The sequence below is a fragment of the Cryobacterium sp. genome (assembly GCF_026786305.1).
GTDB lineage: Bacteria > Actinomycetota > Actinomycetes > Actinomycetales > Microbacteriaceae > Cryobacterium.
In genome coordinates this window covers 1-13,793 of sequence record NZ_JAJAYI010000011.1, presented here as the reverse complement: position 1 = coordinate 13,793, position 13,793 = coordinate 1, and the positions used below count along the sequence as shown (strand labels likewise).

Sequence of the window (13,793 nt, the reverse complement as noted above, 5' to 3'; positions counted from 1 at the left end):
AGTCGGCTAGCCGCCGGCATCCGTTTGCGAAGAGCCTGATCTACGGTCGCCGGAGCAGCGCTCCCTCATGCCTGCAGGTGGCGGCGGCGGTCAGCATGGCGTCGGCCAGCAGCGCCTGCCAGGCGGCCAAATCCTGCGGCACCCCGTCGGTCACGATGGTGCAAACGGATGCCGCAAGCGTCGCGTCCCCGGCACCCATCGTGTCGATGACCGGGCCATCGAGCTTCGCGATCGGCGCACTGACCTGCTTATTATTCGCGAACGAAACCGAGGCGCCGAGGCGTCCGGCGGTCGCCAGCACGGTGTGCGCGCCCGCATCGACGAGCCGTTCCCGCAGCTCGTCGAGCGTGCTCTCGTAGAGAAGGTCGGCGTCTTCGTCGCCGACCTTCACGAGCAGGCTGCGCGCGGCGAGCGCCTCAAAGTTGCGCACAAACCGCGGCCCGTCATGCAGCATGCCGGCCCGCGGGTTGGGGTCGATCACGAGGCGATGCTCGGGGTCGCTCACGCAGGCCGCGAACGCTTCGGTCTGCGCGGTGTCGTCGAACGGAAAGCAGCTCACGACGACGAGCGCGGCGCCCTTGAGTGCGGCGCACTCGGCCACCCCGAACTCGATGCGACGCGCCTTGGCGGCATCATTGAAGAAGTAGCGGGGTTCGCCGTCGGTGCGGTCAGACACCGCCCGCGACGAGCCGAGCGGCCCCGGTGTCGCGATCAGCTGCACGTCGTACTGGTCGAGGAACGCTCGAAGCACGGTGCCATCGGCGTCGTCGCCGACCATCGCGATCAGGGTCGTCGGCACGCCGAGCACGGCCAGTCCGACCGCCACGTTGAGCGCGGCGCCGCCGGCAAATTCCCGGCTCGACTCCGAGTCGCGCAACACGTCGATGAGGGCGTCGCCCACAACGACGACACGAGCGGGGGCGCTTTGTTCAGGCATGGGGTCCATTCTCTCCGGAGCCGCGAGCAATGAGCCCGGTCGGCACAGTGTACGGGGGTGCAGGGGTCTGGCCGCCATCCAGGCGCTGCGCCGGGCCGGCAACAGGCATGTGCCGACACAGAAAACAGCCGCCGGGAGGAGTTCATTCTCCTCCCGGCGGCTGCCCCTCATGCAGTTCTAGACGCTTTTGCGTCCTGACATCGACCGCATCAGGAACATGATCACTGCGATGATCGCGAGCACGATACCGACCCAGAGCAGAAACTGGAGCGACTGCACCAGACCGCCGGTAATGAGCAGCACCACCGCAACAATGGCCACAATGATGAGTAGCGGATTCATAGTCCGACCTTTCATTCATGCGCGGGAAAGTCCCGATTGCCCAGATACTACCCCCAAGTGAGGGCCGAAGCGGATGCCGCGCGCGGCGTCCGCTTATCTGTCGTGTTGGGCCCGGTGCCCGTGCCGGAACGAGCGCCCGGGCACGCACGTCGTTACCATTGAGCAATCGGCACGCGCGGGGCGGAGCGCTTGCGCTCCCGACTGCCACCCGATCTGGAGCCCGATGCGACACTTCACTCTCACCCAGTTGCGGTATTTCGCCGCCGTCGCCGAGCTGGAAAGCATGACCCAGGCCGCCGCCCGGCTGCTCGTGAGCCAGTCGGCCGTCTCCACGGCCATGGCGGAGCTGGAGCGCACGCTCGGCGCCCAGTTATTCCTGCGCAGCCCCTCGACCGGGCTCAAACTCACGCCGACCGGGCGCAGGTTCGCGCTCGACCTCAAGGCGTTTCTCGACCACGCCGATTCCCTGTTCGAATCGGTCTACGGTGCCGCCGAAACGCTCACCGGCGAGCTGACCGTCGGCGTGTTTTCGCCACTGGCCTCGTTTCGGCTGCCGGCCATTCTCAAGGCGTTCGAAGCCGCCCACCCTGGCGTCGACGTGACCTTTCTCGAAGCAGACCTCGCTTCACTGCAGACCGAACTGCGCGAGGGGCGCTGCGACCTCGCACTCATGTACGGGCACGGCCTTGGCAGCGGTTTCTCCAGCCAGGTGCTCGAGCGGGTTCCTCCGCACGTCATCGTTCCCGAGGGCCACCGGGCCGCGAACAGCCCCGGTCGAGAGATCGCCCTGCGCGACCTCGCCGGCGAACCGCTGATTCTGCTCGACCTGCCGCACAGCAGGGAGTATTACGAGAGCCTGTTCGCCGTGGCCGGGGTGGTGCCCAACGTACGCCACCGATTCGCCGGCTACGAAACGGTGCGCTCCTTCGTCGCCCAGGGCCACGGCTATGCCCTGCTCAACCAGCGGGTCTACAACGATGTGCCCTACTCCGGCGGTCGCGTGGTGCCGTTGAGATTGACTGATGAGTTTCCGCCGAGCGAGGTCATGCTGGTGCGTCTCCACGCCGCCCTGCCCACCCGTCGTACCCTGGCCTTCGAAGAGACCTGCCGACGTTTGTACGGTGCCACCCGACCTTAGATCATTACCAAAATCGATGAGGTTGGCCAGGAGAATCAATTGGACAAGGGACTTTCGCGACGCGCAAGCTTGACCACAATTAGCAGCGCGCTCCCGGCACCGCTCGTCTGTGACCGGGATCCGACTCATCGTGATCAAGGAGGATCAGTGTTCGAGCAGACAATTCATGTGTCGCCCCGGTTACACACCAGCGGATGCGCCGCAATATGACCGACACACGGCTCGCGCAGAGTTCACGGGCCAGAAACGAAGCGGCGAGCGCCGGAATCACCACGATCGTACGGTGGACTTCATGACCACGACCGCAGCCACCGCCCCGATCAGTCCGCTAGCCGACGCCGCTCCCCCGAAGAAAATCACCGGCCTGCAAAAGCGGGTGCTGCTCGGCGGCAGCATCGGCCAATTCATCGAGTTCTACGACTTCACCCTGTATGGCTTGACGGCGGTGATCTTCTCTCAGCTGTTCTTCCCGAGCACTGATCCGAACCTCGCCCTACTCGCCACCTTCGCAACCTTCGGCGTCGCGTTCATCGTGCGCCCTCTCGGCGGTCTGTTCTTCGGTGCCCTCGGCGACAGGATCGGGCGGCGCAAGGTGCTTGCCATCACCCTGCTCTCCATCGGTGTGGCGACCGCCTGCATGGGACTGCTGCCCACCTTCGATCAGATCGGCCTGGGCGCTCCCCTACTCTTGCTGCTGATGCGCCTCGTGCAGGGTTTCTCGGCCGGTGGCGAATCGGTCGGCGCGCCCTCATTCGTTTTTGAACACGCCCCGATCAACCGGCGCGGCCTCTGGCTGAACCTGACCATCGCCGCGACCGCACTGCCGTCCGTGTTCGCCGGTACGATGATTCTCATCCTCAGCCAGAGCATGTCCGACGCGTCGTTCACCGCCTGGGGCTGGCGCCTCCCGTTCCTGCTTGCCCTGCCGCTGGCCCTGTTTGGCGTCTGGATTCGTAGCAAGACGAGCGAGAGCAAGTCGTTCACCGACGCCCAGGCCACCAGGACCACGGAGTTCAGCCCGATCAAGGAAGCCTTCAGCGAGAACAAGCTGCGCATGGTGCAGGTCATCTTCGTGATGGGCCTCACCGCGATGGGCTTCTACTTTCTCTCGGCCTACTTCGTGGCGTACGTGCAGACCACGGGTAACCTCAGTCGCGAGCAGTCCCTGCTGGCCAATGCGGCCGCCCTCGCCCTGTACGCCGTGCTGTTGCCGATCGGGGGGCGCATCGGCGACAAGGTCGGGCGCAAGCCGATGCTGATCGCCGGGTCGGCCGCGATCGCCGTTCTCGCCATCCCGAGCTTCATGCTCGTCACGAGCGGCAGCCTGCCGCTCGCCCTGCTCGGCCAGATGCTGTTCGTCATTCCCCTGTGCATTTACGGCGGCGGCTGCTACACCTTTTTCGTCGAGATCTTCACGACCAGAACCCGCTTCACGAGCGCTGCCGTGAGCTACAACCTCGGCTATGCCATCTTCGGCGGCACCGCGCCGCTCGTCGGCGCGGCCCTGGTCTCCAGCTCGGGTGTTTCGTTCGCCCCGGGCTTCTACATGGCCGGCGCCGCCGTGATCGTGTTCCTGCTCGTAACCCTCACCAAGGTGCCCGAGACGCGGGGGCGTCTGGGCTGAGAGCGCCGCGGCATCAATTCATGCACCATCCGCTTTTGAAGGAGCACACGTGTCATCTGCTGACTTTCTGACCGATTTCCACCACGTTGCGACCATCGGCGCCACGCCCCGCGAGGGCGTCGACCGCCAGGCCGCCACCGCCGAAGACGCGCAAAGCCGCGCCTGGTTCTCGAAGTGGGTCGCCGACGCCGGCTACACCCTGCACGTCGACGGCATCGGCAACATGTTCGGACTGATCGAGTGGACCCCCGGCGCGCCCTACGTGCTCGTCGGTTCACACCTCGACAGCCAGCCGCTCGGCGGGCGCTTCGACGGCGCCTACGGCGTGCTCGCGGCACTGCACGCTGCCCGCAACATCGACGAGCTGGTCACCACGAACGGCACGGTGCCGCCGTTCAACCTCGCCGTCGTGAACTGGTTCAACGAAGAGGGCGGCCGTTTTGCACCGAGCGTCATGGGCAGCAGCGTGTTCGTCGGGCTGTTCGACCAGGAGAAAATGCTCGACACCACCGACCTGGCCGGTGTCACCGCCCGCGCCGCCCTCGCCGAAATCGGCTACCTTGGCACCGACCCGCGCCCGGTCACGGTGAGCTACGCCGAGATTCACATTGAACAGGGTCGCATCCTGGAACGCGAGGGCATCGCTGTCGGTGTGGTCGACCGAAGCTGGTACACCCAGAAACTCGACATCGAGGTGCTCGGCGAGCAGTCGCACACCGGGGCGACCGCCATGGCCGACCGGCACGACGCCCTCGTTGCCGCCGCCAAGATCATCCTCATGGTGCGCGAGGTCACCACCGACTTCGCCGACGAGGCCATCGTGTCGTCGGTCGGGCAGCTGACCCTCGAACCCAATTCCCCCATCGTGGTCGCCCGCCGGGTGCGCCTGGTCGCCGACCTGCGAAGCGGCAACCCCGAGATCGTGCAGGCGGCCCGCGCCACTCTGCTCGAGAAGATCGCCGTCCTCGCCCTCGAGCACGACATCCAGATCAACGTCACCGACTTTGATATTCGTCCGATCAGGTACTTTCCGGAGAACGGCCTGCAGCTGGCCGAACAGGCCGCCATCCGCGCCGGGCTCTCCACCCGCCGTATCCAGACCATGGCCGGCCACGACTCGGTCGCGATGAACACCATCGTGCCCTCGATCATGCTCTTCATTCCGAGCGTTGACGGCGTCTCGCACTGCGAACGCGAATTCACCACGGATGCCGATATGGTCGCCGGGCTCACGCTGCTCACCGAGATCGCCACCGATTTGGTCAACGGGGCCCTGGTCGATCCGGCGCTGTCGCCCGCACTGGCTGCGTCGGCTCGCGCTGAGTCGGGTCAGGCATGATCAGCCGTACCGAATCCCCTGCCATCATGTCGAGCAACACCGGCACCGACCTGCACTACCTCGGCGCGAGCGAGGCGCTCGGTCTGTTTCGCTCGCGCGAACTGTCGCCGGTCGAGCTGCTCGAGGCGGTACTGCAGCGCATTGACGCGGTCAACCCGCAGGTCAACGCGCTGACCGAGCAACTGGTCGACGAGGCACGGGAGTCGGCCCGCAACGCCGAGCGGCAGTACCGGGTCGGCGGAACCGTCGCCCCGCTGCTCGGCTTGCCCGTGGCCGCGAAGGAGAAGCACTCCCTCGCTGGGCACGTGCTCAGCAATGGGCTCGTCGCTCAACGTCAGGTCGTGGCGCGCGCGAATCATCCGGTGATCAGCCGCATCCGCTCGGCTGGCGGCATCGTGCACACCCGCACCACGACGCCCGAATTCTGCTGCGCGACCGTGACGCACTCGCCGCTCTGGGGGGTCACGCGCAATCCGTTCAACCTCGAGCTCTCCCCCGGCGGCTCCTCCGGCGGCTCCGGCGCTGCCCTCGCTGCCGGATTCGCGCCACTCGCCACCGGCTCGGACATTGCCGGGTCGACCCGGTTGCCGGCGGCCTTCACCGGAACTGTCGGGTTCAAGGCTCCGTATGGCCGCGTTCCGGGGGTCGCGCCGCTCTCCGCCGACCACTATCGCGGCGACGGCCCGATGTCCCGCAGTGTTGCGGATACCGCCCTCCTCGCCAACATCATGGCCGGCCAGCATTCGGGCGACCACACCTCGCTCGCCACCGCCGCGCCGCTGCCCGGCGAGTGGGCCTCGGTCGCGGGCCTGCGCATCGCCCTCTGCATTCGACTTGGTGACTACCTCGTCGATCCCGATGTCGAGGCCAATACCCGCGCGGTCGCTGCGGCGCTTGAGGGCGCCGGTGCGATCGTCGAAGAAGTCGAGCTGCCGTGGACCACGGCCGAGATTCACCGGGTGTCGTTCACGCACTTCGGTCATATTCTGGGCCCGGCGATGGAGGACGAGACCCGTGCGGCAAGGAGTCAGCTCGCCGCCTACACGGTGCAGTTCATGGCGGATGCCCGTGCTGCGGCCGCCGGCACCCGCTTTCTCGACGGACTCACCGCCGAAACTCGAATGCAGGGCGAGCTCGCCGCGGTTATGACCGGGTTCGACACCCTGATCTGCCCGACCTCGGCGATCGCGGCGCTGAAGGCCGACGGTCACTATCTCGACGGCATTTCGGCCGGCGGCGAGCACCTCGAACACTACTGGCAGGCGCACATGACGGTGCCGTTCAACATCGCCAACCGCTGCCCGGTGCTCGCGGTACCCAGCGGCATGGCCGACTGCGGCATCCCGACCGGGGTGCAGATTGTCGGCCATCCCTTTGATGACGACACGGTCTTTCGCATCGGCGCCACCGTCGAAATCGTGCGCCCGTGGGCCCACCGCTACGCGCAGATCGGTGGCTGACCCGCACCGTTTCAGTGCGCCGGAAGCGTGGGCTCGATCTCCTTCACCCACGCCAGGATCCCTCCCTCGACCTGGCACACGCGGTCGTAGCCACGACGCTCCAACTCGGCGAGAACGACGGCCGAGCGAAGGCCAGCCTTGCAATGCAGAGCAATATCGCGGTCCCGGGCGAGAGTCGATAGCGCGTGTCCCGAGAGGATGCCGCCCTGCGGAACGAGCCGCGCCCCGGCAATATGCACGATCTCGTATTCTTCTGGTTCCCGCACATCGATGAGGTCGCTCTCGCCCGGCGCCCGGCGATCAAGCATGGCGATCAAGCATGGCGGCGAGTTCCGGTACGGAAATTGCACCTATGGCTCACCGCGCCACCTATAGTGGGCGCGCCCACGCATCTGCGGTGCGTGGGCAGCCCGAATTGGGCAAAAAAGCCCCGGATGTTCGGCCGAGCCGGTGAACATGTGTCTACAACTCGGACTCCCCGGAGCGCTGAGTAGGTGTGGCCGCTAACGAGCCGCAAGCACAAATCAGACGGCCATGACTCCTGTTCACCGTACCGACTTGGGCGGGAGCGACAGGCGTTACTTGTATCGAGGATCGCCCTGTTCAATACCTCGCGACGCCTCAAGCGCTTGAATGAGTGTGGCCGCATCGTATGGACCGTGATGGCGTACCTCCCCGACAAAGAACGTCGGGGTGTGGTTGAGGTCCATGAGTTCCGCATCCAGAATATCGTCTGAGACACGGTTCGCAACGTGTGCCGAACGCATGTTCGAGGCGAATCGATCAGTGTCAAGTCCAAGTTCTACCGCATATGTATACAGGTCATCACTGTCGAGGTGATCCTGATGTGAGAACATAATGGGCAACAGCTCGAAGAATTTGTCGTGAAGTGCAGCGGCTTCGCTCGCATAAGCCGCTTCGAGGGCGTGCGGGTGCTCACGACTCGTAGGCAGGTGGCGCCACACGTATCGCAGGTCTGCACCAAAATACGCCCGAATCTCATCGATTGAGCCGCTCGCGTGGCTGCAGAATGAGCACTCAAAGTCTCCGTACTCCACGAGGGTGAGAGGAGCATCGGGGTTTCCTAAGATGTGATCGCGACCAGCATCGACCGGGCGCACGAGCGTTCGTCCAATCGCCGTTGGTGGCTGTAGCCGATCTACGATGCGAAAGATTGCCCAGCCGAGCAATAGCGCCGCAACGGATGCAGCCAATACGCCAACGCGGGCCTCGTCCTGCTTCACGGGATCAGCGATCGCGATATCCACAATCAAGAGGGAAATGGTGAACCCGATGCCAGACAACGCCGCGCCGCCGGCGACGCGTCCGACGGTCAAACCCGGCGCCAACTGACCCACATGTAGAGCGCGAAGAATCGCAGTTATCGCGGTAATTCCTAGCAGCTTTCCCGCTACCAAGCCAGCCACGATTCCCCAGGTGAGAGGAGAGATGACGGCAGCTGCGAGGGTCTTACCATCGAGACGCACTCCCGCGTTCGCCAGCGCAAAGATTGGCAGAATGATGTAGGCAACATATGGCGCATACTCGCTGTGCAGACGCTCGCTAATAGAGATCGAATCACGCAAGCCACGAGTCGCAGCGCGTGCGTAGTGCGAGCTGGGCGACTGCTCGAACGCATGAGTGAGTGTGACGGCCCGTTCAACCGCGAGTCGCTTCGGCGGGAACACTGGAATCAGGAGGGCGAGGGCGACGCCTGTCAGTGTCGGATGGACACCCGCAGCAAACAGGGAGAACCAAATGATTACCGCGAGGAAAGCGTAAGCGAGTCCGCGCCCTGCTCTGAGGAATCGGACCAGGGCGACGATCACCAAGCAGATGAGAGCAAGGAGCAAGGGCGCCAGTTGCACGTCATCCGTATAAAACACGGCTATGACGATAAGGGCGCCAACATCATCGACCACCGCAAGAGTCAACAGGAACAGACGCAGACGCGTCGGAAATTTTGGACCCGCGATCGCCAGGGCTCCCACAAGAAACGCCGTGTCAGTCGAGATGACGACGCCCCAGGCCTGGGCGTTCTCGCCCGTGGGGTTCACAACCAAAAAGACAAATGCGGGAATTATCAGGCCAGCAATAGCGGCCGAAATGGGTACCAGTGCACGGGAACGATCCGTGAGTTCCCCGATGGTGAACTCTCGCTTGACCTCCAGCCCTACGGTGAGGAAGAAGAACGTCATCAAGGCGTCGTTGACCACTTCGCGGAAAGTCAACTCGATACTGGCGGCGCCTACCCGCAGGTCTATCGTCGACGACCAAAATTCCAGGTACGTGTGCGATAGCGGAGAGTTTGCCCAGCCAATCGCCACGAGGGTGAACAGGATGAGAAGTGCTGCGGACGTCTTCTCGGAGCGTGGCGGAGCCTGCATGGTGATTCACAACCCTTTCCGCGTGAGAATCCCGCGGCGTGGCGATCCTCCGTGCGGTCTATGGCGAGCTGACCATTTCGAATCCGGTCTCAAACCTAAGCTGACCCTGAACCCTCAGAAGTACTATACACAGCCACCCGCTGTCCGGGAGAGCACGCACAACTCCGGTAGGTCAAGCCCGACGTCTACTGCTCGCGGGTACTTCGGGAATGCGCCGGAGGAGTATCTCGGCGATATTCCGTCTCGAATCCAACTATGACAACTATCGCAATCGTTGGATCAATCGAGTTCTCCATTTACGGCCCTGTCGCTGCGGTGCACCAAGTGCTGCCTGGCATGCGGTTCCTCGGTAAAAACCGAGGCACTATCGTGTTCGTCAACGGTGGAGCTGCCGTCGCTCCGGGTCGAAACGTCACGGGAACGTCTGTAGCGTTCGCCGATCAGGCGGCCTACGCACAGCTGCTCAACGAGGTGCTCGGCGAAGAGGGCATTCAGGTGTCCCTGCTCATCATCGGGGGCCGCATCTTCACCGAAGATACCGAGAAAGTCCCTGCCGTGTTGGCAGGATACCTGTGGGACCTGCACACCAAGCGCGACCGTTTTCGACACCAGGTCAGCGCCGACTAATTTGCACCGACTCATCTGCACTAAAGACATCGCGGCATCCGTGTACTGAGACGCCTTATTATTTGACGATGACGGCGTCGCGTGGTGTGCGACATGGCCCTGCTCCCGGAGTGCGAACGCCGGTTATACCGCTTCTTCAGCTGATCGCGGCGCGGAGGTCGGCAGCAGCGGCTGCGGCGCCTTCTACGCTATGGATGGCGTTACCGGCAACGGCGACGGCTGCAACGGCGCGTTGGTCAGCTACGATCGCGGTGAGTTCGACTCCGCTGGCGATCGAGAATGAAACGTTCGCGGTCTCGCCCTGGCGGAGCAAAGTTACGATGGAGAGCCGCATCGCCGACCCTACCCGCGATTCGCCCATCATCGCACAAGCAGCTCGAACCTGTCCCCACGCGGTGTGGACCTGCTGCAAGAGCACCCATCCCCAGCGTCGATGAAATCCGTCGGCACGCTCCGGCTCGGCAACTGACTGATCAAGCGGGCGCCCCGGATAGGGCGTCGCCTCGCCGCCGAAATCACGCAGACCCTCAGCGAGCAAATGGTCTCGTCGTCGTGGGCACGAAGGCGGCCAACACGGTACGTCCTCGCCTCGCCGAACAGCTGGCCGCTCTGCGCCGACAACGCGACGAGATCGCCGTGGAAGTGGAGAACGTCGTCTGTCGAGCCCTTGAAAGGATGAAACCGCTGCTCAGTGCGTTTTCAATCTGCGGGTAAATGCGGGATGTCTGAGGAGTTACAAAGAAACCACGTTCCTCCGGCGCGAACGGCAAGGGGAACCATGGTGAGGTCGCACCAATCTGTCAGCATCGCATCTGTGACAGACGCTGTGCCTACGCAGACCAGCGGCCTATGACGCGGTCGCTGTTAGCTACGCAGCGGCTCTGCCCGACACTCATGTCGAAGCGTCTTTAGACCTCGCTATGGTCGACTACGTCGTCGATTCACTGGCCGGTGTCGCCGCGCCCAAAGCACTCGACACCGGCTGCGGGACGCAGCACCCCACAACCCCGAAAAGCCAGAACGGGGGAAGCGGGGTCAGGCGTCCAGGTCACGGCCGAGCATTTTGAGCAGCTCAGCGAGGGACGGCGTCTCGCAATCGGTTATTTCAGCAGGCCCTTCTTCGTGAGCCAGTCCTTCGCTGCCGTTGCGGCCTGGGCCTTCTCCGATCCTTCGACGCGGTCCCGCAGCGCGATCAGGTCCGTGGTGCTGAGAGCGGCGGAAACCCGGTCGAGCACCTTCGCGAGTTTCGCACTGTAGATCTTCGAGTTGAGCAACGGCAGCACGTTCTGCGCAGCGATCAGGTTCTCTGGATCTTTCAACACCAGGAGCTTCTTCGCGACGAGATCAGGAGAGGTCGTGTAAATGTCGGCCACCTGCACCGCGTTGTCCACGAGGGCCTTCACCGTGTCTGGTCCGCCGAAGTCCTCGATCGGCACGAACGTCACATCCTTGATCTTGTAAACCGACTTCAGGCCGGGGATGCCGTACGCGAGCTCGCCGAACTGTGGATTGGACCCAAGACTGAATGGTTCAATCTTCGTGAGGTCGCCAATGGAAACAAGCCCCTCTTTTTTTGCAAGTTCCTGGGTGACGACGTAGGCGTCCTTGTCCTCGGCCGGGGATGAGGTGAGCACGCGGAATCCCTTCGGCACCTTGGTCGCAAGCGCAGCATCGACCTCGGATGTGGTGCGGGCGGTGTTCTTCGTGTCATAGAAGAACAGCAGGTTGCCGTTGTACTCCGGCATGAGGTTGATCGACCCGTCCTTCAGCGCCGGAATCGTGGTCTGACGCGGTCCGAGATTGAACTTCGTATCGACCGAGTAACCCGCGTTCTTGAGGGCGAGGGCATAAATATTGCCAAGGATCTCGCTTTCGGGGAAGGCGAATGAGCCGACGACAATCTTCGGCCCCGTCGCGGAGTCGGTCGGCGAAGTACCGGTCGGGTTGGAGGTGGCGCACCCGGCCAGTGCAACGAGCGCTCCCGCGGCGATGACCGCGGTGGCGATCCGTGCCCTTCGATTTGCTGTGAACATTATTTCTTCCCTTCGTCGGCGGTGGTTCCCGCCACCGTGACCGGTCCGAGTGACCGGCCGCGGACGTGTGTTTTCTGCTGGCGTGTGTCGGAGAAGCCGCGTCTTCGGGTCAGGCGCTGGGCGAGTGCGAAGATCCCATCGACCACGAGCGCGAGTACGGTGACGAGCATGGCACCGCCGAGGATGCGATTGTTGTCATTGAGTCCGATACCGCTTGCGATGATCGATCCGAGACCGCCGAGCGAGATGTACGAGGCGATCACGGCGGTTGCGATCACCTGCAGCGCGGATGCACGGATACCACCGATAATCAGCGGGAGCGAGAGCGGTATCTCGATCTGGCTGAGCACCTGCAACTCGGTCATGCCGCTCGCACGTCCGGCATCCACCGTCTGGCTGTCGACCGATTCGATGCCCGCGTATGCGCCGGCCAGAGTCGATGGAATCGCCAGGATGACCAGAGCGATTATCGAGGCAACGAACGCGGCCTGCGTGAACGGCACTGTCGCCCCGACGATGACGAAGAGGGCCATCAGCAGGCCAAGTGTCGGGAGTGCCCGCATCCCACCGGTGAATCCGATCACGAACTGGCGGCCGCGCCCGGTGTGCCCGATGTAAAAACCGAGTGGAAGCGCGATGATCGCCGCGATCACCACCGACACGACCGAGTAGAACAGGTGCTCGCCGATCCGAGCCTGGATCGGTAGGGGGCTCTGCGCTCCTGCGACGTAATTCGCGGGATCCAACAGCCAGCGGAAGGCGTCAAGAAAGAATTGCACGGGTCAGGCCACCCCCTCGACGGGAAGGATGCTCCGGAACCGGGTCCGACCTCTCCGCCGCGTCCAGGGCATGAGCACGCGGCCAAGAAGAACGAGCACAACGTCGAAGACGAGGGCGATGACGAGGCTCGCCACGATGCCGATGACGATCTCCTCGAGAAAGTCGCGTTGCTTGCCGTTCGTGTACAGGTAGCCGAGGTTGGCCGAACCAATGATTGCACCAACCGAGACGAGCGCGATCGTGCTTGCCGAGACCACGCGAAGGCCCGCGAGAAGCACCGGGCCAGCGAGAGGAAATTCCACCAGCCAGAATCGGGTCCACGTGGAGTACCCCATGGCCGTAGCGGCCTCGATCGCATCCGCCGGCACCGCCGCGAGGGCGTCTGCCGCGGTGCGCACCATCATCGCAATCGCATAAAGAGTCAGCGCTACGACAATGTTCCGGTCATCGGTGATCTTCGTCCCGAGCACGTAAGGCAGGATCACGAAGAGCGGAAGGGAGGGGATTGTGTACAGGAGACTTCCCCCGGTGATCACGATCGACCGCAGGGCCAGCCGCCGGTTAGCGATCCAGCCAAGTGGCATAGCGATCGCGAATCCGAGCACAATCGGAACAATGCTGAGTGCAACATGATTGGCAGTGAGGCCCCAGATCAGGTCGACGTTTTCGATGAACCAGCTCATCGATCCTCCCTCATCGATCGGCCCCGAGAATTCCCGCGGGCCGGCCGTCCCCATCGACGATGAGGGTCGCGCTGTCCCCCTCGCGATGCTGGAGGTGCAGGGTGCGCTTTCCCCTGTCCGCACCGATGAAAGTCGCGACGAATTCGTCCGCTGGGTTTGCCAGAATCTCGGCCGGAGTTCCCACCTGCGCGATCACACCGCCAGTGCGGAAGATCACCACCTGGTCGGCGATCGCGAAAGCCTCGTCGATGTCGTGTGTGACGAACACCGTGGTCTTGCCGAGTTCACGCTGCAAGCGGTTGAGTTCGACCTGGAGTTCCGCCCGAACAATCGGGTCGACCGCGCCGAACGGCTCATCCATGAGAAGGATGTCCGGGTCGCTAGCGAGAGCACGCGCAACTCCGACGCGCTGCTGCTGGCCGCCGGAGAGCTGGTCCGGATAT

The 13,793-nt window shown here is 63.8% G+C and carries 14 protein-coding genes and 1 pseudogene; 6 read left to right on the top strand and 9 right to left on the bottom strand.

What is annotated here, in order from left to right; all coding sequences use genetic code 11:
* Positions 1-40: 40 nt before the first annotated feature.
* The gene (locus LH475_RS01045) at positions 41-937 is read right to left on the bottom strand and encodes a PfkB family carbohydrate kinase (protein WP_196844234.1); all 897 of its coding nucleotides are present in this window, start codon (positions 935-937) and stop codon (positions 41-43) included.
* A 177-nt stretch (positions 938-1,114) separates the two neighbouring features.
* Complete coding sequence (locus LH475_RS01040; RefSeq protein WP_196844235.1) at positions 1,115-1,279, bottom strand: hypothetical protein; 165 nt, start codon at positions 1,277-1,279, stop codon at positions 1,115-1,117.
* Between the two features lie 223 nt (positions 1,280-1,502).
* Between LH475_RS01040 and LH475_RS01035 the strand changes: the two genes are divergently transcribed.
* The 4 genes from LH475_RS01035 to LH475_RS01020 all read left to right on the top strand — a co-directional run bounded on the left by LH475_RS01035 (position 1,503) and on the right by LH475_RS01020 (position 6,840).
* A complete protein-coding gene (locus tag LH475_RS01035) occupies positions 1,503-2,417 on the top strand; it encodes a LysR family transcriptional regulator (protein ID WP_196844236.1) in 915 nt (304 codons plus the stop codon).
* Between the two features lie 292 nt (positions 2,418-2,709).
* Positions 2,710-4,041 (top strand): MFS transporter, encoded by a 1,332-nt coding sequence (locus LH475_RS01030; protein ID WP_297412665.1) that lies wholly within the window; start codon positions 2,710-2,712, stop codon positions 4,039-4,041.
* Positions 4,042-4,090: 49 nt separating this feature from the next.
* Positions 4,091-5,380 carry a M20 family metallo-hydrolase gene (locus LH475_RS01025; RefSeq protein ID WP_196844238.1) on the top strand — a complete coding sequence of 430 codons (1,290 nt, stop codon included), beginning with the start codon at positions 4,091-4,093 and terminating at the stop codon, positions 5,378-5,380.
* A gap of 26 nt (positions 5,381-5,406) precedes the next feature.
* Positions 5,407-6,840, top strand: a complete 1,434-nt coding sequence (locus LH475_RS01020; RefSeq protein ID WP_196844239.1) for an amidase — start codon at positions 5,407-5,409, stop codon at positions 6,838-6,840.
* Between the two features lie 11 nt (positions 6,841-6,851).
* Here LH475_RS01020 and LH475_RS01015 read toward each other — a convergent pair whose 3' ends face one another.
* Both LH475_RS01015 and nhaA read right to left on the bottom strand, forming a co-directional pair.
* Entirely contained in the window at positions 6,852-7,148 is a 297-nt protein-coding gene (locus LH475_RS01015) for a rhodanese-like domain-containing protein (protein ID WP_196844240.1), read from the bottom strand.
* 270 nt (positions 7,149-7,418) lie between these two features.
* Entirely contained in the window at positions 7,419-9,227 is a 1,809-nt protein-coding gene (gene nhaA / locus LH475_RS01010) for a Na+/H+ antiporter NhaA (RefSeq protein ID WP_297412664.1), read from the bottom strand.
* Positions 9,228-9,482: 255 nt separating this feature from the next.
* Here nhaA and LH475_RS01005 point away from each other — a divergent pair, with 255 nt between their 5' ends.
* Positions 9,483-9,854, top strand: a complete 372-nt coding sequence (locus LH475_RS01005) for a hypothetical protein (protein WP_196844242.1) — start codon at positions 9,483-9,485, stop codon at positions 9,852-9,854.
* 136 nt (positions 9,855-9,990) lie between these two features.
* On the opposite strand, the gene LH475_RS01000 is transcribed toward LH475_RS01005, so the two are convergent.
* Positions 9,991-10,188, bottom strand: a complete 198-nt coding sequence (locus LH475_RS01000) for a hypothetical protein (protein WP_196844243.1) — start codon at positions 10,186-10,188, stop codon at positions 9,991-9,993.
* A gap of 63 nt (positions 10,189-10,251) precedes the next feature.
* Here LH475_RS01000 and LH475_RS00995 point away from each other — a divergent pair.
* Positions 10,252-10,511: pseudogene (locus LH475_RS00995) on the top strand (IS110 family transposase); the annotation flags it as partial.
* A gap of 443 nt (positions 10,512-10,954) precedes the next feature.
* On the opposite strand, the gene LH475_RS00990 reads toward LH475_RS00995, so the two are convergent.
* The 4 genes from LH475_RS00990 to LH475_RS00975 form a co-directional block, all read right to left on the bottom strand.
* Positions 10,955-11,887 (bottom strand): ABC transporter substrate-binding protein, encoded by a 933-nt coding sequence (locus LH475_RS00990; protein ID WP_297412663.1) that lies wholly within the window; start codon positions 11,885-11,887, stop codon positions 10,955-10,957.
* Positions 11,887-12,666: an ABC transporter permease gene (locus LH475_RS00985; protein ID WP_196844245.1), complete on the bottom strand. Its 780-nt coding sequence runs from the start codon at positions 12,664-12,666 to the stop codon at positions 11,887-11,889. The genes LH475_RS00990 and LH475_RS00985 overlap by 1 nt, the downstream gene beginning before the upstream one ends.
* 3 nt (positions 12,667-12,669) lie before the next feature.
* A complete protein-coding gene (locus LH475_RS00980) occupies positions 12,670-13,350 on the bottom strand; it encodes an ABC transporter permease subunit (protein WP_196844246.1) in 681 nt (226 codons plus the stop codon).
* 10 nt (positions 13,351-13,360) lie between these two features.
* A partial coding sequence (locus tag LH475_RS00975; RefSeq protein WP_297412661.1) for an ATP-binding cassette domain-containing protein occupies positions 13,361-13,793 on the bottom strand: 433 nt, incomplete at its 5' end.